This is a genomic window from Amorphoplanes digitatis (genome assembly GCF_014205335.1).
Lineage (GTDB): Bacteria > Actinomycetota > Actinomycetes > Mycobacteriales > Micromonosporaceae > Actinoplanes > Actinoplanes digitatus.
Map to the genome: position 1 here is coordinate 7,143,715 of NZ_JACHNH010000001.1, position 19,158 is coordinate 7,162,872.

Annotated in this window: 20 protein-coding genes; 15 read left to right on the plus strand and 5 right to left on the minus strand. The window is 73.2% G+C overall.

Annotated features, from left to right (window positions below):
• Positions 1–3 precede the first annotated feature (3 nt).
• The 3 genes from BJ971_RS31290 to surE all read left to right on the plus strand — a co-directional run bounded on the left by BJ971_RS31290 (position 4) and on the right by surE (position 2,161).
• Positions 4–315 carry a hypothetical protein gene (locus BJ971_RS31290; RefSeq protein WP_184996742.1) on the plus strand — a complete coding sequence of 104 codons (312 nt, stop codon included), beginning with the start codon at positions 4–6 and terminating at the stop codon, positions 313–315.
• 68 nt (positions 316–383) lie between these two features.
• Positions 384–1,322: a 1-phosphofructokinase family hexose kinase gene (locus BJ971_RS31295; protein ID WP_239087899.1), complete on the plus strand. Its 939-nt coding sequence runs from the start codon at positions 384–386 to the stop codon at positions 1,320–1,322.
• Positions 1,319–2,161, plus strand: coding sequence for a 5'/3'-nucleotidase SurE (gene surE, locus BJ971_RS31300; protein ID WP_184996743.1), 843 nt, complete (start codon positions 1,319–1,321; stop codon positions 2,159–2,161). Before BJ971_RS31295 ends, surE begins: the two co-directional genes overlap by 4 nt.
• 10 nt (positions 2,162–2,171) lie before the next feature.
• On the opposite strand, the gene BJ971_RS31305 is transcribed toward surE, so the two are convergent.
• Together BJ971_RS31305 and BJ971_RS31310 are read right to left on the minus strand one after the other, a co-directional pair.
• Entirely contained in the window at positions 2,172–3,041 is an 870-nt protein-coding gene (locus BJ971_RS31305; RefSeq protein ID WP_184996744.1) for a serine/threonine-protein kinase, read from the minus strand.
• A gap of 129 nt (positions 3,042–3,170) precedes the next feature.
• Complete coding sequence (locus BJ971_RS31310) at positions 3,171–3,539, minus strand: STAS domain-containing protein (RefSeq protein ID WP_184996745.1); 369 nt, start codon at positions 3,537–3,539, stop codon at positions 3,171–3,173.
• A gap of 362 nt (positions 3,540–3,901) precedes the next feature.
• Between BJ971_RS31310 and BJ971_RS31315 the strand changes: the two genes are divergently transcribed.
• The 5 genes from BJ971_RS31315 to BJ971_RS31335 all read left to right on the plus strand — a co-directional run bounded on the left by BJ971_RS31315 (position 3,902) and on the right by BJ971_RS31335 (position 8,906).
• Positions 3,902–4,387: a hypothetical protein gene (locus BJ971_RS31315; RefSeq protein WP_184996746.1), complete on the plus strand. Its 486-nt coding sequence runs from the start codon at positions 3,902–3,904 to the stop codon at positions 4,385–4,387.
• Between the two features lie 39 nt (positions 4,388–4,426).
• A complete protein-coding gene (locus BJ971_RS31320) occupies positions 4,427–5,002 on the plus strand; it encodes a YdeI/OmpD-associated family protein (protein WP_184996747.1) in 576 nt (191 codons plus the stop codon).
• Between the two features lie 139 nt (positions 5,003–5,141).
• Positions 5,142–6,623, plus strand: coding sequence for a serine/threonine-protein kinase (locus BJ971_RS31325; protein WP_184996748.1), 1,482 nt, complete (start codon positions 5,142–5,144; stop codon positions 6,621–6,623).
• A gap of 44 nt (positions 6,624–6,667) precedes the next feature.
• Complete coding sequence (locus BJ971_RS31330; RefSeq protein ID WP_184996749.1) at positions 6,668–7,510, plus strand: MerR family transcriptional regulator; 843 nt, start codon at positions 6,668–6,670, stop codon at positions 7,508–7,510.
• 178 nt (positions 7,511–7,688) lie between these two features.
• Positions 7,689–8,906, plus strand: coding sequence for a hypothetical protein (locus BJ971_RS31335; protein WP_184996750.1), 1,218 nt, complete (start codon positions 7,689–7,691; stop codon positions 8,904–8,906).
• A gap of 115 nt (positions 8,907–9,021) precedes the next feature.
• Here the strand turns inward: BJ971_RS31335 and BJ971_RS31340 are convergent, their stop codons facing one another.
• Complete coding sequence (locus BJ971_RS31340; RefSeq protein ID WP_184996751.1) at positions 9,022–10,824, minus strand: bifunctional metallophosphatase/5'-nucleotidase; 1,803 nt, start codon at positions 10,822–10,824, stop codon at positions 9,022–9,024.
• Positions 10,825–11,008: 184 nt separating this feature from the next.
• Here BJ971_RS31340 and BJ971_RS31345 point away from each other — a divergent pair, with 184 nt between their 5' ends.
• From BJ971_RS31345 to BJ971_RS31370, 6 genes are read left to right on the plus strand one after another with little or no spacing between them, the layout of a single operon-like run.
• Positions 11,009–11,845 (plus strand): hypothetical protein, encoded by an 837-nt coding sequence (locus tag BJ971_RS31345; RefSeq protein ID WP_184996752.1) that lies wholly within the window; start codon positions 11,009–11,011, stop codon positions 11,843–11,845.
• Complete coding sequence (locus tag BJ971_RS31350) at positions 11,842–12,426, plus strand: DUF4129 domain-containing protein (RefSeq protein WP_184996753.1); 585 nt, start codon at positions 11,842–11,844, stop codon at positions 12,424–12,426. The genes BJ971_RS31345 and BJ971_RS31350 overlap by 4 nt, the downstream gene beginning before the upstream one ends.
• The gene (locus BJ971_RS31355; RefSeq protein ID WP_184996754.1) at positions 12,423–13,778 is read left to right on the plus strand and encodes a DUF4350 domain-containing protein; all 1,356 of its coding nucleotides are present in this window, start codon (positions 12,423–12,425) and stop codon (positions 13,776–13,778) included. Before BJ971_RS31350 ends, BJ971_RS31355 begins: the two co-directional genes overlap by 4 nt.
• Complete coding sequence (locus tag BJ971_RS31360) at positions 13,775–14,749, plus strand: AAA family ATPase (protein WP_184996755.1); 975 nt, start codon at positions 13,775–13,777, stop codon at positions 14,747–14,749. The genes BJ971_RS31355 and BJ971_RS31360 overlap by 4 nt, the downstream gene beginning before the upstream one ends.
• Positions 14,750–14,755: 6 nt before the next feature.
• A complete protein-coding gene (locus tag BJ971_RS31365; RefSeq protein WP_184996756.1) occupies positions 14,756–16,075 on the plus strand; it encodes a DUF58 domain-containing protein in 1,320 nt (439 codons plus the stop codon).
• A 22-nt stretch (positions 16,076–16,097) separates the two neighbouring features.
• A complete protein-coding gene (locus BJ971_RS31370; RefSeq protein ID WP_184996757.1) occupies positions 16,098–16,550 on the plus strand; it encodes a pyridoxamine 5'-phosphate oxidase family protein in 453 nt (150 codons plus the stop codon).
• Positions 16,551–16,554: 4 nt separating this feature from the next.
• Here the strand turns inward: BJ971_RS31370 and BJ971_RS42355 are convergent, their stop codons facing one another.
• A complete protein-coding gene (locus BJ971_RS42355; protein WP_184996758.1) occupies positions 16,555–17,196 on the minus strand; it encodes an HAD-IIA family hydrolase in 642 nt (213 codons plus the stop codon).
• A gap of 63 nt (positions 17,197–17,259) precedes the next feature.
• On the opposite strand from BJ971_RS42355, the gene BJ971_RS31380 reads away from it, so the two are divergent.
• On the plus strand, positions 17,260–18,414 hold the full coding sequence (locus BJ971_RS31380) for an outer membrane protein assembly factor BamB family protein (RefSeq protein ID WP_184996759.1): 1,155 nt from the start codon (positions 17,260–17,262) through the stop codon (positions 18,412–18,414).
• Here BJ971_RS31380 and BJ971_RS31385 read toward each other — a convergent pair.
• Complete coding sequence (locus BJ971_RS31385) at positions 18,392–19,105, minus strand: type 1 glutamine amidotransferase domain-containing protein (protein WP_184996760.1); 714 nt, start codon at positions 19,103–19,105, stop codon at positions 18,392–18,394. The genes BJ971_RS31380 and BJ971_RS31385 overlap by 23 nt on opposite strands.
• Positions 19,106–19,158: the final 53 nt, after the last annotated feature.

The following is a 19,158-nucleotide window of genomic DNA, read 5'->3' on the forward strand; positions in this document are numbered from 1 at the left end:
GCCATGGCTAGGACCGTCATCCATCAGCCCAAGGTCGCCTGGGACGGCGCACGCGCGTTCGTCGGGGCCGCGGGCGGCTCGGAGTACGGCGCACTCGCCACCGAGATGCTCGGCAAGCTCGGCACCGACTGGTACGGCGAACTGGCCAACACGCGCCAGCGGATGCTCACGGCGACGGTGCAGAGCGACAGCGACGAGCACGCCGTCGAGGACGTCGAGGTCGCCAGGTGGCGGGTCCGTCTCGAGGACCTGATGCGCCGGCGCCCCGACCTGATCAGCGCGGTGCAGGAGCTGACCGAGGGCATCGCCCGGTGACCACGGCCCCGGCCGGCTAAATCGCCGATCCGGCCCGGCTGGGGCGTACCGTCCGCGAGACTGGTCACATGAGCCACAGAGGCGTCATGGTGTTCGTGCCCGCGCCCCAGCTGACCGTGACGCTCGAGCAGCAGAACGACCGCGCCGAACTGCACGTGCACCCCGGCGGCCAGGGCGTCTGGCAGGCCCGGATGATCACGCTGCTCGGCGCGCAGGTCACCCTCTGCGCGGCCGTCGGCGGCGAGGTCGGGCAGGTGCTGGAGCCGCTGCTGGAGTTCCAGGGCGTGACGCTGAAGACCATCAGGCGCGGCTGGGGCACCGGCTGGTACGTGCACGACCGGCGCGGCGGCGAGCGTACGGCGCTCGCCGAGGATCCCGGCCAGCCGCTGTCGCGGCACGAGATGGACGAGCTGTACAGCATCGCGCTGGCCGAGGGGCTGCGGGCGGGCATCGCCGTGCTCGGCGGGCCCGCGCACCCCTCGGTGGTGCCCGCCGAGGTCTACCGGCGGCTCGCCACCGACCTCGGCGCCAACGGCTGCAAGGTCATCGTGGACCTGTCGGGCGCGCACCTCAGCGCCGCGCTCGAGGCCCGGCCGTACGTCGTCAAGGTGAGCCACGAGGAGCTGCTGCGCGACGGCAGGGCCACCGAGGACACCACCGACTCGCTGGCCGGCGCGCTGCACGGGCTGCACGACGACGGCGCCGCGATGGCGCTGGTCTCGCGCGGCGACGCGGGCGCGCTGGCCCTGATCGAGGACCGGATGTACGAGGTGGACATGCCCAGGATGATCGCCACCGAGCCGCGCGGCGCGGGCGACTCGATGACCGCCGGCATCGCGGCGGTGCTGGCCCAGGGTGGTACGCCGTGTGACGCCGTGCGTACCGGCGCCGCCGCCGGGGCCCTCAACGTCACCCGCCACGGGCTCGGCACCGGACGCTACGACGCGGTCCAGGTGCTTACCGAACGGGTGAGACTGACGCCCCTCGACACGAAGGTGCCGGCATGACGCCACGAATCCTGATCACCAACGACGACGGCATCGACTCGCCCGGGCTCCGGCACCTGGCCCGGGCCGCCGCGCGCCAGGGCCTCGACATCGTCGTCGCCGCGCCGCTCACCGAGGCGAGCGGCAGCGGCGCCGCCATCACGGCCGTCGAGCAGAACGGCAAGATCGTCGTGCAGCGGCGCGAGCTGACCGGGGTCAGGAACGTCCCCGCGTACGGGGTGGCCGCGTCGCCCGCCTTCATCGTGCTGCTGGCCCTGCGCGGTGCCTTCGGGCCGCCGCCGACGATCGTGATCGCCGGGGTCAACCGGGGCGCGAACGCGGGCGCGTCCGTCGTGCACTCGGGCACGGTCGGCGCCACGCTCACCGCGTCCCACGCGGGCCTGCACGGGCTCGCGGTCTCCCTGGACGTGTTCACCCCCGCCAACACCATCTCGGAGGACGGCGGCCAGGCCGCCGGCGAACCCGGCCAGGACGACGACGAGAAGCGGCACTGGGACAGCGCGGCCGACCTGGCGATCAAGCTGCTGCCCACGCTGACGCACACGCCGGTCGGCACCGTGCTCAACCTGAACGTGCCCGACCTGCACGTGGACGGGATCCGCGGGCTGCGCCGGGCCGGGCTGGCCCGGTTCGGCCAGGTGCAGATGAGCATCGCCGAGGCGGGCGAGGGCTACGTGCGCACCGCGGTGCAGGCCGCCGACGAGCCGATCGAGCCGGGCACGGACCTGGCCGCGCTGGCCGAGGGTTACGCGGTGGTGACACCGATCCGGTCGCCGGCCGAGGCGACGGACGTGACGTTCAACCTCGAGGCGATCGTGGTGCAGACGCCGGCGATCTAGCGGCTCCCGATCAGTTGACGCTCGGCTCCGGTAGGCGCACGCCGTCCAGGATCCGCCAGAGCGCCAGGGCGACGTCCACGCTGCGGGGCCGGTCGTCGGGCCGCTTCGCCATGCAGGCGCGGACCAGGTCGCGCAGCTGCGGCGGGAGGCCCGGGATCGTCAGGACCGGGGTCGGCGCCAGATGGGCGACCCGGCCGGCGGCCACGATCGTGGCCGCGATCGCCGACGGGTACGGCGACCGGCCGGTCAGCATCTCGTAGAGCAGCACGCCCAGCGTGTAGACGTCGTCCGAGGGCCGGGCGAACGCCGTCTTCGGGTGCGAGGGCGGCCTGCGGTTGTCGCCGCGCACCACGATCGGCGGCGCGGAGGGTTCGCCGGCGCGCAGGGCGGCCGTGGCCAGCCCGAAGTCGATGATCTTGATGGCGCCCGCGCTGACCATCACGTTGCGGGCGGTCAGGTCGCGGTGCACCACGCCGCGGCGGTGCGCCACGGCCAGCACGTCGGCGGCCGTCGCGGCGATCCGGACGGCCTCGGGCCAGTCCAGCCGGCCGCCGGCCAGCCGCTCGGTCAGCGGCACCCCGGCCAGCAGCTCGAACACCACGTACGGGACCACCGTGCCGTCCGGCAGCGGCGCCTCGCCGTACTCGAAGACGCGGGGCACGCTCGGGTGCCGCAGCCGATCGGTGATCAGGGCCTCGCGGCGGACGTCGTCGCGGGCCCGCCGGTCGTGCGCCAGGCTCGGGGCCAGCACCTTGATCGCGAGCTTGCGGCCGCGGCGGGCGTCGACGGCGGAGTACACGGTCGAGACGCCACCCTGGCCGATGGCGCAGATCAGCACATATCGCCTGAAGATGGCGGTGCCCATCGGAAGTAGCGCCACGAATTGGCACTATTCCGTACCGCCGTGGGTACCGACAAGCGCCTCAGAGACGGTTAAGACAACGAACCTTTTTCAACCCGGTCCCGGGACCGGCGGGACCCGGACCATCAATCCCGCCGGAGACCACTGTCAGGGCCGGGACGCGAGCGCCGGCCGGGACGGATCCGGACAATCGGTGCACGGCTCCGGGGCGCCGAAGAGGCCGAGCAGCCCGGTGACCCACAGCTGACGGTGTGCGAACCGGCTGGGGCGGGTGACGACCAGCTTCACGCCGCTCACGCTGGCGAGCTGGAACGCGGCCACCAGGGCACTGATGCCCACGGAGTCGATGAAGGCCACGGCGTGCATGTCGAGCTCGATGCGCTCGGGGTGTCCGGCGGCGAGCAGCTCCGCCACAGCTTCCTTGATCTCGTACGCGTTCTCGACGTCTATCTCGCCGCTCGGTGAGATCTCCACCACCCCGAGGGGCAGCGTCGACGTCGTAATCGACAGCGTCACGCCAATACCTCCACCCGCCCGGGATACCCCAGGCGTCTTCTCCTCGAAACGAGGGCGGCCCGAACCGGGGCCGTCCTCATCCGGGGGGCAGCGGAGACCACCCCCGTCGGGTCCGGTGAAACTGCCTTGAACCGTAGTGCCCGAACCTGGCAGGTGGCTGAGTGCCACGTGTTTAACCGCAGAAAGCGTAACCAGCCCTGTCCACCGTTTAATCCCGCCGAGGCGCCCGCGATTCGGGCGTCTCCGGACGTTCACCGGCATGTCGGTTTCCCGCCTCGACGGGTTTGCCCGCCGCCCGGAGGGGGCAACCTGGCAGAAGGACGCCCAACGCCGGTCCGGCGATCGCAGGAGGTAACGGGAAGATGTTCTCTCGCAGGAACACCGCCGAACGCACCGCGGCACAGGCCTGGGACTACCTGTCGTCGGCCATGTCGACCGCGGGCGAGGGCGTGATGGACGCCGGCCGGCACACCGCCGACCTGGCCGGCACCGGCGCGTCGGCGGCGGGCGCGCACGCGTCGAGACTCACCGGCCGGGCCGGCCGGCGGAGCTCGAGGCTGGCACACCGGACGGCCCGGCGCACCTCCCGGCTCGCCGACCGGGCCGGCACCGCGCTCAACGCGGTGAGCGACGAGGCGTGGGCCCGGGCCAACCTGGCCGCGAACGCGCTGGCCGGGCGCCGGCCGGGCCTGCCGTGGGGGCTGATCGTCGGCGCCGGCCTGATCGGCGCAGCGCTGGGCTGGACCGCCGCGTCGACGGCGCAGGCCGCGCTCCGGCGCCAGGCGGAGAACGAGGAGCTGGAGCGGGCGGAGACCGCCATGATCACCACTCCGGCGTACGACAACTGACGGTCAACGCCTGTCGCACCCCGCGCCTAGGCTCCAGGCATGGAGCCTGTGTTCTTCGCCGACGCGGCAGAGCTGCGCGCCTGGTTCGCCGAGCACCACGCCGACGCGCCCGAGCTGTTCGTCGGCTACTACAAGAAGCACACCGGCAGGCCGACGGTCCAGCACCACCAGGCCATCGAGCAGGCGCTCTGCTTCGGCTGGATCGACAGCATCGGCCGGCGCATCGACGAGGACCGCCACCAGGTCCGGTTCACGCCCAGGCGCAGGGGCAGCGTGTGGAGCGCGATCAACGTCGCCAAGATCGCCGAGTTGACCGCGGCGGGCAAAATGCATCCGGCCGGCCTGCTGGCGTTCGAGAACCGCAAACCCGAACGGGTGGCGGCCTACTCATATGAGCAGCCACCGGGCGTTGTTCTCGATGAACGGCAGACGGCGAGGTTCAAGAGCGAGGAGGGGGCATGGGAGTGGTTCTCGGCGCAGTCGGCCTCTTATCGCCGCGCGGCCACACACTGGGTGGTCAGCGCAAAGCGGGAGGACACCCGGGAGCGGCGCCTGGCTCAGCTCATCACCGACTCCGCGGCCGGACGGACGGTCCCGCCGCTGACCCGCCGGTGAATGATCATCGCGTCCGTTCCGCAACCCACCGACCTCCCCGGGAAGCATCGTGAATCTGTACAGTTGTGCCCGGCCAACAGGTCGGGCGGAGCAGGTCGTGTTCCGTCCCTCCCGACACCCGAGTAGATAGGTCCAGCTGGTGCTCAGTTCGGGAAGTCTCCTGGACAACCGCTACCGGTTGGACGAGCGCATCGCCACCGGTGGCATGGGTGACGTGTGGCGTGGCACCGACGTGGTGCTCGGCCGCACGATCGCCGTCAAGGTGCTGCGCACCGCGATGCTCGCCGACCCGGAGTTCGCCGCCCGCTTCTACGGCGAGGCGCGGATGATGGCCGCCTTCCGCCACCCCGGCGTCGTCGAGGTCTACGACTACAGCGCCGGGGACGCCCACGACGAGGACAACTGCGCTTACCTCGTGATGGCGTATGTGGACGGCGAGCCGCTCTCCACCCGGCTCAAGGAGCAGGGCCGCCTCGGCGTCGCCGAGACCATGTCGATCGTGGCGCAGGCGGGCGACGCCCTGCACGCCGCCCACGAGAACGGCACGGTGCACCGCGACGTCAAGCCCGGCAACCTGATCGTCAAGCCCAACGGCACCGTGATCCTTGTCGACTTCGGCGTGGCCCGCTCCGCCGCCGTGACCAGCGTGACCGGCCTCAACGCGATCGTCGGCACGGCGCTCTACATGGCGCCCGAGCAGGTCGCCAAGGGCAACGTCACCCCGGCAACCGATGTTTACGCCCTCGGCGCGGTCGCATACCACTGCATCGCGGGGCACCCGCCGTTCGACGGCGACAACGCCCTGCAGGTCGCGCTGCGTCACCTCGAGGACGATCCGGAGCCGCTGCCGGCCAACGTCGTGCCGCCCGCGGTGCGCGAGCTGATCAGCCGCGCGATGTCCAAGCACCCGGACGACCGGTTCGCCAACGCCGCCGAGTTCGCCGACGCCGCGCTCGCCGCGTCCGGATCGCTCGACTGGCGCGGCCAGACCAGCGCCTCGATCACCGGGACGACCCTGCGCCGCCCGTCGATGCTGGCACCCACGTCGGCCGGCACCACGCTGGGCGCCTCGATGACCGGGACGGCGCTCACCCGGCCGATGAGCCCGGCCGCGCCGGGCCGCATCCTGCCGGGGCAGCGCAACCTGCTCGAGGCCGCGCCGGCGGCGCCGGAGACGTTCCCCCGCCGGCGGGGCCGGTCGTGGAACGAGCTCGCCGTGCTGCTCACCGTGATCGGGCTCTTCGTCGTGGCCGGCGGGCTGGCCCTGGCGATCGCCATGCAGCGCACCGGCGCCGATTCCGGCCCGTCCGACAAGGGCGTCGTGCCGGTCGCACCCAGCGTCGACCCGGAGGAGTCCGAGGAGCCCGTCGAGCCGACCGTGGCGCCGACCCGCAACCAGAACCAGCCGAACGGCAACAACCCGCGGTCCAACCGCACGACGCCGCCGAGCAAGACCGCGTCCGCCACGGCCTCCGCGACCACCTCGGCGACGCCGACGGCGGACCCGACCAGCCCGCCGGCGACCGAGCCGACCTCGACCACCCCGCCCACCACGCCGGCGACGACCGAGCCGACCAAGCCGCCCGAGGGCGAAGGCGCCGGCAACCTCACCGCCAACTGAGCGCTTGACCCTCACACCGTGTCAGGCGCGAGGGTGAGGAGAACATGTTCGGTATCGGAGACTTCGCCGCCCTGGGCCGCGTGTCGGTGCGCATGCTGCGCCACTACGACGCGATCGGCCTGATCCGCCCCGCCCGCGTCGACGAGTTCAGCGGCTACCGGTATTACACCGCCGCGCAGCTGCCCCTGCTCAACCGGGTGATCGCGCTCAAGGACCTCGGCTTCACCCTGCAACAGGTCCAGGTGCTGATCGACGAGAAGGTCGACCCCGGCGAGCTGCGCGGCATGCTGCGCCTGCGCCGGGCCCAGCTCGCCGAGGAGATGGCCGCCGGCACCGCACGGCTGGCCCTGGTCGACGCGCGTCTGCGAATGATCGAGACGGAGGGACACATGGACACCGGGGACGTCATCCTCAAGAACATCCCGGCGGTACGCGTCGCGGAGCTGTCGGCGCCCGCGTCCAGCTATGACGGGCCGGACATCACCACGGCGCTCAGCCCGCTTTATCCGCAGCTCATCGAGCGGCTGGAGAGCGGCGGCGTGACGATCAGCGGTCCGCCGATGGCCTACTACCTGCCCGACCCGCACGGCCCGGGCGACGAGTCGATCACGGTGCACGCCGCATTCCCGATCACCGGCGACGTGCCGGCCGACCCGGGCTTCCAGGTCGTCGACCTGCCGGCCGTCGAGCGGGCCGCCACCCTGCTGCACCACGGCCCGATGTCGGAGGCGTTCCGCACCGGCCAGCTGATCGCGAACTGGATCGACGACAGCGGCTACCAGACGGTCGGCAGCGGGTACGCCCGCGAGATCTACCTGGACTGCCCGATGGACGACCTGAGTAAGTGGATCACCGAGATGCAGGTGGCGGTGGCGCCGGTCACCTGACGGCGTCCCCGGCCAGGGCCGGGCGGGGCCAAGCGGGGCGGGGCGGACAGGCCGGACTGGCCGATCGGCCGGTGGTGCGCGCTACGGGGGCAGGAGTGCTCAACTCCAGCGGCCGCGGGCCGATGAGGTGGGCCACTGGCACGGCATTGCTCCCGAGCCGCTACCGGAAAGGCTCCGCATGACCTCGCAGGATCCCTACGGCACACAGGAGTATCCGCAGTTCGCCACGGGCTACGCACAGTACCCGCCGGCACCGGATCACTATGCGCCGGCGGACTCCTCCCCTCCCGCGGCCCACCCGGCCGACGGGTACCGGGCTGTGGCGTACCCGCAGGAGGGCGCGGCTTCCTTTCCCGAGCCGGTGCCGTACCCGCAACTGACCCTCGAGGCGGCCGGCTATCACCAGGGCGGCGCCGCCACCGCCTACGCGCCCGAGGTGACGGCGCCGGCCGCCGGCGGCGACGCCGCGGAGGACGACGGCTACCCGGAGACGAGCGGACTGCGGCGGCACGGCGTCCACCGCCACGGCGGGGATGCCGCCTACCCGCCGGCCGTCGCGCCGTCGCTCCCGGCGAGCGGCCCCGCCCGGCTCGGCCCGTATCCCCCGGCGGCCGGTCACCCGCAGCCCGGCATGCACGCGGCCGGCGCGCCGGCCGGTTACGCCCCGGCGGGTGCTCCCGCCGGTTACGCCCCGGCGGGTGCGCCGGCCGGTTACGCCCCGGCGGGTGCGCCGGCCGGTTACGCCCCGGCGGGTGCGCCGGCCGGTTACGCCCTGGCGGGTGCTCCGGCACAGGCCGGCGCGTCCGCGCCGCCCTCGGCGTACCCGACCTCTCCCCCATGGGCGGCCACCGCCCAGGTGAGCACCACCCCCGCGCCCGCGGCGCCCGCGCAGCCGGCGACCGAGCACGGCAGCCTGCTGGTTCCGTTCCCGGACGAGATGCGCAACGCCTCGCGCTCCCATCCGCCGGCGGTCTGGCCCGTCACCGTGTTCACCCTGCTCTTCTGGGTCCTCGGGGTGATCTCCGCGGGCCGCCGCGCCGCCGACGCCCGGCGCGGGCGCAACAGCACCGCGCCCTACTGGGTCACGTTCCTGGTCACGCTCGCCGCCTCCTCGTTCATCTGGTTCGTGGTCGGCGCGGTGGTCGCCGTGCCGCTCTTCACCGACATCCGTGAGGGTCAGCGGCTCGCGGCGGTCGAGGACGCCATCCTGCACGACGGCCAGCTCCAGAAGGCGAACATCACCGCGACCAAGGCCGAGTGCCGGGCCATCGCCGAGCGCCGCGCCGACGGCATGCGCGAGTACCTGTGCCGGTTGAGCCTCAACGATGGGCGCACCGCGACGCTCACGCTAACCGCGGACTCCGACGGCAACTGGGTGTCCCGGACCGCGGACTGATCCGGGGCGCCGCCGAGATTGTCCCCGCTGGTGCATGGACCTGCTGGGGTGGGCGGGTGGCCGTCGTGGTGCGCCGGGGGGTGCATCACGACGGCACCTGCCGTCTACCTGAGGGTCAGAAGACCGGGACGCCCTCGCGGACCAGCCGCCAGTTCGGCGCGAAGAAGTCCGCCGGGTTGATCTCACCCTTGGCCTGCGCCCAGTCGATCAGCAGCTGCCTGATCTCCTGCTGCGCGTTGTAGACCTGGGTCTTCACGATGCCCGGGAAGTTGCCGCCGCCGCTGCGCCGGTAGTTGTTCACGGCCACCACGAACTGCGCGTCCGCCGCCACCGCCGCGCCCGCGATCTCCAGGCGGGTGATCCGGTCGCCGACCGGCCGGCTGATGTCGATGTCGTAGTCGACGCCCGAGAACACGTCGTAGTTGTAGTCCGGCACCTTCGGGTCGTTGAGCGTCGCCGGGTCCGGCGTCGCGCCGACCGGCAGCGTCACGAAGTACTTCGCCGAGTACTCCAGGTACGCCCGCACCTCGGCACCGGTCATCACGACGGCCTCGAGGGTGTTGTCGTAGATGTAGAGCCCGGCCACGTCCTTGATCTTGACGTCGCCCTTCGGGAACACCGCGGTACGGCTGAACGGCGCCGCGATCGACAGCACCGGCAGCGCCGCGTACGCGGTGCCGGCCAGCGCCGCCGTCACCGTGTCGGTCTGCACCTTGTTGATGTAGTCCAGGATCGGCGTGTCCTTGTAGCGCGACTCCGCCGCGGACAGCTCCTCGGTGGACGTGGCGACGACCTGGTTCACGTAGGCGACCGTCTTGGCGTGCTGCGCTCGCACCGCCGCGAGCACCTTAGGGTCCTCGGCAACCGTGTTGGTGTTCAGCAGGTCCGACTTCTTCTCGGTGATGGTCCACCGGCCACGGTCGCGGGTCAGGGTGAAGTCCATCCGGGCGAGCCGCTGGCCCCACTTCGACGGCTCGGCGAGCAGCACCTGCGCGCCGGTCGCGGCGTTGGTCACGAAGCGCTGCGGAACGTTGGCGTGCGCGTGTCCGAACAGGATCGCGTCGATGCCCGGCACCTGCTCGGCGATCAGCGCGCTCGGGTTCTCGTTGGGCAGCTCGGGGCCGTAGCTCGAGGTGCCGCTGTCACCGCCGTGCGCGGAGATCAGCACGATGTCGGCGCCGCGGGCCCGCATGATCGGCACCCACTTCGCGGCGGTCGCGATCATGTCGTCGAAGCGCAGCTTGCCCTCGACGTTGGCCCGGTCCCAGATGGCCACGCCCGGGTTGGTGAGACCCAGGATCCCGACCCGCAGCGTCGGCGCGCCGTGCCCGAGCGAGACCTTCTTGATCACGTACGGCGTGAAGGCCGGCCGGCCCGTACGAACGTCGACGGCGTTGGCAGCGAGCGCCGGGAAACCGAGCTGGCGGATCCAGAGGTTGAGCAGCGGCAGTCCGTAGTTGAACTCGTGGTTGCCCAGGGTGACGGCGTCGTAGTGCAACACGTTCATGGCCCGGGCCATCGGGTGCCGCTCACCGGTCGTGGTGATGGGCTCCTGCTTGGCGTAGTACGTGGCCAGCGGCGTGCCCTGAATCGTGTCGCCGGCGTCGAGCACGAGCGTCGCCTTGCCCCGCCGCTCGTCCCGGATCTGGTTCACCAGCCCGGCGAGCTTGGCCACGCCGATGTCGTTGTGCGCGCTGTCGTCGTACTCCAGGTCCTTGTAGTAGTCCCAGTTGTAGACATTGCCGTGCGTGTCGGAGGTGCCGAGCACGGTGAGGTCGTACGTCTTCGGAGCGGGCCCATGTCCGTGGCCGTGCGCGAGCGCGGCCTCGGCGGAATCGCCGAGGACGAGGGGAACGGCGACTCCGGCAGCGGCGGCGGCAAGCACGCCGCGCCGCGAAACGCCTGCGGGAAGGGTCATCAGGAACCTTTCGAAGGGGAGGTAGCGGGGCGCCTCGTGGGCGCCCAAGAGGCACCATAACCGCCGATGCATCGGCAGGCGATACCAACCGGCAGACGTCGATGACCTCGACACAAAGCCCCGGGTCGGCCCGGCCCTCGGCGCCGAATACCACCGCGAGCGGGCATCTCGTAGGATCGCCGCCATGCCTGCGCAGCCGGATCTGCCGCTGCGTCCCATGACTCTCGGCGAAGCACTGGACGCGGCGATCTCGCTCCTGCGCGCCCGGGCCGTCCCGCTGCTCGCCGCCGCGGCCGTGCTCGCCCTGCTCGAGCAGGTCCTGATCGTCTCCCTGCGTACCGCGGCGTTCGCCACCCCGCCCTACTACGGGCCGGCACACGGCCACTTCGGCGCGTGGTGGGCCGCCACCGCGGCCGGGTTCGCCACCGAGGCGTTCATCCTCACGCTGCTCGGCGCGCTCGCCGCGGCCGCCGCCGGGCCCGCGCTGATCGGCCGGGCGGTCCGGCACCGTGAGCTCTGGGCGCGGACCCGGCCCGTCGCGACCGTCTGCACGGCGGTGCTGCTCGGCATCGCCGGCGGTGCCGGTTTCCTGTTCGGCGCCGTGCCGTGGCTGATCCTGTTCGGGCTGTTCGGCTTCGCCGCCGCGGTGCTGGTCATCGACCGGTCCGCCAATCCGTTCACCGCGCTCGGGCGGTCCGCCGCGCTTGCCACCCGGGGCGGCATTCGCGGCCTCTGGACGTTGCTGGCCGCCTATGTCACCTGGTTCGCCATCCGGCTCGCGCTGGGCAGCGGCTGGGTGTCCCTGTTGTCGCTGGTCAGCGGCGGCGACCCGGGCTGGCTCACCTGGGTCACCCCGCTCTCCTGGGCGATCGCCAACACGGTGGCCTACGCCGCGCTCGCCTGCGTCGCCGCGGTGGTGTCGCTCGAGACGCGGATCCGCACCGAGGGGCTCGACATCGCCATCGGGCGGGCCCGGGCGCGGGGCGAGGACGACTCCGCTCCCCTGGTGTACACGAGATGACCCGGTCCTGGGACGAGTTCGCGGCCGCGGTCTTCGACGTCGTGCCGCCGCAGACCCTGCTGCTGCTCATGCTGCTGCTGGCCGGGCTGACCGGCGCGCTCTGGTACTGGTTCCCCGCGTGGGTGCCGCGCCGGTGGCCGCGCTGGCGGATGCCCCGGTTCCGGCTGCCGCGGCTGCGGCTGCCCCGCTTCCGGCGTACCAGGAAATCCAAGGCCGCGAAGGCGGCAGCCGAGCCGGAGCCGGTCTTCGCGCCGACCGTGGTGCTCGCCGACGGCACCCTGCTTGCCGACCGGCTCGCCGCGCAGGGCCGGTACGCCGAGGCCATCCGGCAGCGGCTGCGTGACATCGTCGGCGACCTGACCGCCGCGGGCGTCGTCGCGCCGCTGCCCGGCACGACCGCCGCCGAGGTCGCGGCCTCGGCGGCCGCGCACCGCCCGGCGGTGGCCGGTTCGCTGGGCGGCGCGACCGACCTCTTCTCGGAGATCTGGTACGGCGACCGCCCCGCCCTGCCCGCACACGACGAGCGCATGCGCGTCCTCACCGGGGACGTGCGCCTGCGGATGCGCGAGGGCACGCCGTGAGGTCCCGCCGCCGGCTGCGGTTCGCGCTCCCGTTCGCCGTCGTCGCCGGCCTGGTGACGATCACCGCGATCGCGCACGTCGTGCAGCAGCCGGACCCGACCGACGCGTCGTTCCTCTCGCCGACCAGCGACGACGGTGACGGCGCGCGCCTGCTGGCCGACCGCCTGACCGGCGGCGGCGTCCAGGTGGACGTGCGGACCACGAGCACCGACGCGCTGGCCTCCGCCGCCTCGGGCGGCCCCGCGACCGTACTGGTGACGACGCCGGAGCTGGTCAATCCGGTATACCTCGGCCGGCTGGCAGCGCTGCCGCCGCAGGTGCGGGTGATCCTCGTGGCGCCCGACGCGCAACAGGTCGGGCTCCTGGGCCTCGACGTCGCGGTCGGCGGGCCCCGCTGGATGGCCGCGGCGCCGCGGCCCGGCTGCGCGGCCGGGTTCGCCGGCACGGCCGGGCGGGCCGCGGCGCTGCGCCGCAGCTACGACCCGCGCGGCTACGGCGCGGTGCGGTGCTACCGGGACGGTCTCGTCGAGCTCCGCACCGCCCGCGCCGCGATCACGCTGATCGGCGCCGCCGACCCCTTCCGCAACGACCGCGCCGGTGAGCACGGCAACCAGGCCCTCGCCGCCGGCCTGCTGGCGCGCGATCCCCGGGTGATCTGGCTCGACCTGCACGAGCGGGAGCCCGATCCGGTCACCGACACCTTCCCGCAGCAGGAGCCGGACCCTGGCACCGATCCGGAGGGCGAGCCCGGCTACGGCACCGGCGACGAGCCCGGCGGCAGCCCGCAGGGCGATCCGGCCGGCGATCCGCAGAACGGCGACCAAAATCCCCGCCCTGGCCGCGGGCAGGACGGCCAGGCACAGGGCGGCGGCAACCCGGTAACGGACAGCCCATTGGCCCGCGCCTTCCCGCCCGTGGTCTGGGCGACCCTGGCGCTGCTCGCGCTGGCCGCGCTCGCGCTGGCCGCCGCCTCGGCCCGGCGGCTCGGCGCGCCGGTCGCCGAGCCTCTGCCGGTGCGGGTCCGGGCCGCCGAGACGGTACGCGGCCTCGGCGGGCTGTACCGGCGGGCCGGCGCGCGCGGCAACTCGCTCGCGACGCTCCAGGCGGCCGCGAGTCGCCGGCTCACCGAGCATTTCGGACTGCCGCCCGACGCCGGCATGGACGAGGTGGCCGAGCGCGTCGCCGCCGTCACCGGCCACCCGGTCAACGAGGTGCGGCACATGCTCGGCGGCGGCGTCGAGGACAGCGACGAGGAGCTGGCCCGCGCCGCGACGACCGTGCAGAACCTGGTCCGCTACGTGACCGGGCGGCAGAACTGGCGACAGGGAACTGACGAGGGGAATGTGACGTGACGTCTTCCGTACCGGTGGAGGCCATCGCGGCCCGCGATGCGCTACAGCGCCTGCGGAACGAGGTCGCCAAGGCGGTCATCGGCCAGGACGCCGTGGTCGGCGGCGTGGTCATCGCGCTGCTCTGCGGCGGCCACGTGCTGCTCGAGGGCGTGCCCGGCGTGGCGAAGACGCTGCTGGTCCGCGCTCTGGCCGCCGCGCTGGACCTGGACACCAAGCGCGTGCAGTTCACCCCGGACCTGATGCCGGGCGACGTGACCGGCTCGCTGGTCTACGACGCGCGCAGCGCCGCGTTCAACTTCCGGCCCGGCCCGATCTTCACGAACCTCCTGCTCGCCGACGAGATCAACCGGACGCCGCCGAAGACACAGGCGGCGCTGCTCGAGGCCATGGAGGAGCGCACGGTCAGCACCGACGGCGAGACCCGCCGGCTGCCTGAGCCGTTCATCGTGGTCGCCACCCAGAACCCGATCGAGTACGAGGGCACGTATCCGCTGCCGGAGGCGCAGCTCGACCGGTTCCTGCTCAAGCTCGCCGTGCCGCTGCCGCAGCGCGACGAGGAGCTGGGCGTGCTGCGGGCGCACCACAACGGCTTCGACCCGCGCGACCTCAAGGCCGCCGGCGTCGGGCCGGTCGCCACCGCCGCCGACCTGGCCGCCGGCCGGGCCGCCGCCCGCGGGGTCGCGGTCGCCGAGCCGGTGCTGGAGTACGTGGTGGACCTGTGCCGGGCCACCCGGACGTCCCCGGCGCTGGAGCTGGGCGCGTCGCCGCGTGGCACCACGGCCCTGCTGGCCGTCGCGAAGGCCCGGGCCTGGCTCAGCGGGCGCGACTACGTGCTGCCCGACGACGTCAAGGCGTTCGCCATCCCGACGCTGCGGCACCGGGTCCGGCTGCGCGCCGAGGCCGAACTGGACGGCGTCTCGACCGACTCGGTGCTGCGGACGGTGCTGGGCGCCGTGCCCGCACCCCGCTGACCGCGCGTGGTCACCAGGCGTTTCGCGCTGCTGCTGGCGCTCGGCGTACCGCTGCCGGCGCTGCTCGGGTCGCCGTGGCTCGCCGTGCTCGCCGTGGTCGGGCTCGCCGCCGCGGCGGCCGCGCTGGATCTGCTGATCGCGGCACCGCTGACCGGGGTGACGCTGCGCCGCGAGGCTCCCGCGACGGTGTGGCTCGGCGAGACGACCGCGGCGACGCTGACCGTCGGCAACGCCGGTGACCGGCGGATGCGGCTGCGGCTGCGCGACCGCTGGGTGCCCTCGGCGGGCGCCGGCAACGCCGAACACCGGCTCGACCTGCCGCCCGGCGAGCAGCGGGAGGTGGTCACCACGCTGACACCGACCCGGCACGGCGACCGGCCGGCCGTGCGGGTGACGCTGCGCTCGTGCGGTCCGCTGGGGCTCGCGTACCGGCAGCGGCGGCAGCGGTGGAACGACGCCGTCACCCCGGAGACGACGCTGCGGGTGCTGCCCCGCTTCCCGTCCCGGCGGCTGCTGCCGGAGAAGCTGGCCCGGCTGCGCATCTTCGACGGCGCCGTGGTGACCCGCGGGCGGGGACAGGGCACCGAGTTCGACGTGCTGCGCGAGTACGTGATCGGCGACGATGTCCGCTCGATCGACTGGCGGGCCAGCGCCCGTACCCATGACGTGGTGGTCCGGACCTGGCGCCCGGAGCGCGACCGCCGGGTGGTCTGCGTGCTGGACACCGGCCGGACCTCGGCGGCGCGGATCGGGGACGAGCCCCGGCTGGACGCCGCGATCGACGCGGCGCTGCTGCTGGCGGTGCTCGCCTCCAAGGCCGACGACCGGGTCGACCTGCTGGCGGTCGACACCGTCGTGCGGGCCAAGGTGGAGGGCGGTGGGCACCGTACCAAGCTGCCCCGGCTGATCGGCTCGATGGCGGCGCTGGAGCCGGCGCTCGTGGAGACGGATTTCGGCCTGGCCGTGGCCGACCTGCTGCGCCGCGACCACAAGCGCTCGCTGGTGGTGATCTTCTCGGCGCTGGACGCCGCGCCGATCGTCGAGGGCCTGCTGCCGATGCTGACCCGACTGACCACCCGCCACCGGATCGTCCTGGCCAGCGTCCGCGACCCGGAGACCGCGCAGCTTGCCCAGCTGCCGGAGCGGGACGCGAGCGCCGAGGCCGTGCACGTCGCCGCGGCCGCCGAGCTGGCGCTGGCCGAGCGCGGCCGGGTGCGCGCCCTGCTGGAGCAGCAGGGCGTGATCGTGGTGGACGAGCTCCGCGACGGCTTCGCCTCCAAGGTCGCCGACGTGTACCTGATGCTGAAGGCGGCCGGGCGGCTCTAGGTCCTGCGTGGTGTGATGGGGCATGGCTGACGAACCGCGGACGAGAACCCAGCGCAAGGCGGACGTGCTGGAGCTGCTGAGCGCGAAGGTCGCCGACACGTGGGTGGCCACCTCCGACGGCGACGGGCCGTATCTGGTGCCGCTCACGATGGCCTGGTTCGACGACCGCATCGTGCTCGCCACGGCGCGCGACGCGCCGACCGCTCGCAACCTCGTCGCGCGGGGCGGCGCCCGGCTGGCGCTGGGCGGCACCCGCGACGTGGTGATGATCGATGCCTCCCTGGAGCGCACCCTCCCGGTCGCCGACGCCGGCGCGGTGGGCGAGGCCTATGCGGCACAGAGCGACTGGGATCCGCGTACGGCGGGCGACGGCTATGTCTTCCTCGTCCTGCTCCCGGCGCGCGTACAGGCCTGGCGCGAGGTGAACGAGATCCCGGGCCGCACGCTGATGCGCGACGGCGCCTGGCTGGTCTGACCGGCTAGGAGAGGCGGCGGGAGATCAGCTCCGGCAGGTCGGCCACGGAGTCGATGACGTGCGCGGCCCGCGCCAGGGCGTCGTTGTCCCGCTGGTCGGCGTATTTGCCGGTGCGCACCTGGACGGAGATCGCGTCCGCCGCGTTCGCCATCTCGATGTCGGTGGTGCGGTCGTCGCCCACCACCCAGAGCCGGCCGGCGGCGGCGCCGCCCGCCGACTGGTCGGCGAGCCGCAGGAAGTCCCGGCTGGGCTTGCCCAGCACGCGCGCCGGCCGCTCGGCGGCGTACTCGACGGCGGCGACGATCGCGCCGGTGTCCACATGGTCCCCGTCCGCGGCGCGGTAGTAGCGGCCGCGCTGAAGGGCCATCAGCTCGGCGCCGGCCCGGACGGCCCGGAAGGCGGCGTCCAGGTGCCGGTATGACAGCGTCTGCCGGCAGTCGCCGATGACGACATGGCTGGCCGACCGCGCCTCGTCGAGGCTCACCAGCCGTCCGTGGCGGGCCAGCTCATCGCGCACGGGTTCGTCGGCGAGGACGAGGACCCGGCATCCGGGCGCCGCCGCCAGCACCCGTTGCGCCGCGGTCACCGGCGTGAACAGCTCCCCGAGCGTGCCGTCCAGGTCGAGCAGGACCGTCTGCGATTCCACGGCTGCACACTATCTTTGGCCAATGGCCCATCGAAGGCCTGTTATGCAACATAAGTTGCTTTTATGCATGTATTGATCCGAGTTCCGGCCGCCGCGCTGTCGCTGATCCTGGCCGCCGGCGCGACGCCGGCCGCCGCCGCGCCGGCGCCGCTGCGCTGGGAGCACGTCGGCTACGACGCCGAGAACACCTACTTCAACCCGCACGAGAACGTGATCACCGCGGCGACGGTGGGCCGGCTCGCCAAGAAGTGGTCGGTGGTTCTGCGCAAGGGTGACAGCTGCGCCGGATTCGGCGCGCCGGTGATCGCCGGCGGGCGCATCTTCGTGGGCGACCAGGCCGGGATCTCGGCGTACTCGGCGACGACCGGCGCCAAGAAGTGGAGCTTCGACTGGGACGAGTTCGGGGAGGGCAATCCGCCGCGAATGGCGGTCATCGGCGGCCTGCTCGTCGCCGGTTACAACGACTGCTACTCGATGAGCGACCCGAACTCACAGGTGATCGCGCTCGACGTGGCGACCGGAGCCCGGCGCTGGGCCGGCGGCTCCCCTCTGGTCGGCGGCCTGGTGATGGACAAGGGCGTGATCCTGGCCTCCGACACCGACATCTACGGTGACACGCAGACCGTCGCCTACCGGGTACGGGACGGCAAGAAGCTGTGGAGCGTGGAGAACCGTCGCGCGGCCGGGGTCTCCGCCGACGGCACCGTCCCGGCATACACCACCGACGACGAGGGTGTGCGCGCCGGCGAGATGGTGGCGTTCGACATCACCAGCGGGGCCGTGCGGTGGACCCGGAAGGGGTACCTGTCGGCCGACGCCGCGAGTCCGGGTGCCGACACGTTCTACGGCCCCGACGCCAAGGACAAGCTGGCGGCCGTCAGCGTCAAGGACGGTGCCGTTCGCTGGACGGCGCCGCCGCCCGGGCAGTCGTACGCGCCGATCGCGACGGACGGTGCCCGGGTGTACCGCTCGTCCGACGACACGGTCACCGCCTTCAACGCCCGTACGGGAAAGAAGGCGTGGAGCCGGAAGCTGGCGAGCTTCGCCGGTCAGCCGCTGGTGGCCGGCGGCCTGGTCTACGCCGGTGACGTCGCCCTGGACGCCGAGCGGGGCAAGGTGATCGACGACGTGCCGGCGTTCGAGGGTGACGTCGTCGTGACGGGCGGCGTGCTCTATCAGGCGAACGAGGGCGTCCTCACCGCGTACGCGATTCGCTGACGGCTTTCACCACCTCGCGGGCCGTATCGGCGCTCGACTGCGGATTCTGACCGGTGATCAGGTTGCCGTCGCTGACGACCGTGCTGCTCCAGGCCGGTCCGGACGCGATCACCGCGCCCAGCTCGCGCAGCCGCGACTCCACCAGGTAGGGGGTGCGGTCGCCGAGTCCGCCCTGGCGCTCCTCGTCGTCGGTGAAGACGGTGAGCCTGCGCCCGGCGAACAGGAACCGCCCGTCCGCGCCGACGGCGCCCAGCAGCCCGGCCGGGCCGTGGCAGAGGGCCGCGACGGTCAGCCGGCGGGCGTCCGCCTCGGCGAGGATCCGCGCCAGGTCCGGGTCGGTGGCCAGGTCGGCCATCGGCCCGTGCCCGCCCGGCAGGTAGACCGCGTCGTAGTCGGCGACCCGCGCGTCGGCGAGGACGAGCGGCCGGCTCAGCTCCGCCGAGATCGAGTCGAGGTAGGCGCTCAGGTCGCGGGCGTCCTCGGCGGCGACGCCGCCGCGCTCGTCGAGGCTGATCGGGTCGACCGGCGCGGGCCGGCCGCCGGGCGTCGCGATCCGCACGTCAAGGCCGGCCTCGCGCAGGATCCGGTGCGACGTGGCCACCTCCTCGGCCCAGAAGCCGGTCGGGTGGCTGTCGCCGTCGGCCAGGGTGAGCGAGTCCGCCGCCGTGACCACCATGAGTACCGAGGACATCGGGTCTCCTTCAAGCTTCGCGAATCGGGCGGGCCGGTGCCCGGCCCTCATAG

What these genes read in the sequence shown, in the direction of transcription:
- BJ971_RS31290 (WP_184996742.1), top strand. Translation starts at nt 4, where the DNA reads ATGGCTAGGACCGTCATCCATCAGCCCAAGGTCGCCTGGGACGGCGCA.
- BJ971_RS31295 (WP_239087899.1), top strand. Translation starts at nt 384, where the DNA reads ATGAGCCACAGAGGCGTCATGGTGTTCGTGCCCGCGCCCCAGCTGACC.
- surE (WP_184996743.1), top strand. Translation starts at nt 1,319, where the DNA reads ATGACGCCACGAATCCTGATCACCAACGACGACGGCATCGACTCGCCC.
- BJ971_RS31315 (WP_184996746.1), top strand. Translation starts at nt 3,902, where the DNA reads ATGTTCTCTCGCAGGAACACCGCCGAACGCACCGCGGCACAGGCCTGG.
- BJ971_RS31320 (WP_184996747.1), top strand. Translation starts at nt 4,427, where the DNA reads ATGGAGCCTGTGTTCTTCGCCGACGCGGCAGAGCTGCGCGCCTGGTTC.
- BJ971_RS31330 (WP_184996749.1), top strand. Translation starts at nt 6,668, where the DNA reads ATGTTCGGTATCGGAGACTTCGCCGCCCTGGGCCGCGTGTCGGTGCGC.
- BJ971_RS31335 (WP_184996750.1), top strand. Translation starts at nt 7,689, where the DNA reads ATGACCTCGCAGGATCCCTACGGCACACAGGAGTATCCGCAGTTCGCC.
- BJ971_RS31340 (WP_184996751.1), bottom strand. Translation starts at nt 10,824, where the DNA reads ATGACCCTTCCCGCAGGCGTTTCGCGGCGCGGCGTGCTTGCCGCCGCC.
- BJ971_RS31345 (WP_184996752.1), top strand. Translation starts at nt 11,009, where the DNA reads ATGCCTGCGCAGCCGGATCTGCCGCTGCGTCCCATGACTCTCGGCGAA.
- BJ971_RS31350 (WP_184996753.1), top strand. Translation starts at nt 11,842, where the DNA reads ATGACCCGGTCCTGGGACGAGTTCGCGGCCGCGGTCTTCGACGTCGTG.
- BJ971_RS31370 (WP_184996757.1), top strand. Translation starts at nt 16,098, where the DNA reads ATGGCTGACGAACCGCGGACGAGAACCCAGCGCAAGGCGGACGTGCTG.
- BJ971_RS31380 (WP_184996759.1), top strand. Translation starts at nt 17,260, where the DNA reads ATGCATGTATTGATCCGAGTTCCGGCCGCCGCGCTGTCGCTGATCCTG.
- BJ971_RS31385 (WP_184996760.1), bottom strand. Translation starts at nt 19,105, where the DNA reads ATGTCCTCGGTACTCATGGTGGTCACGGCGGCGGACTCGCTCACCCTG.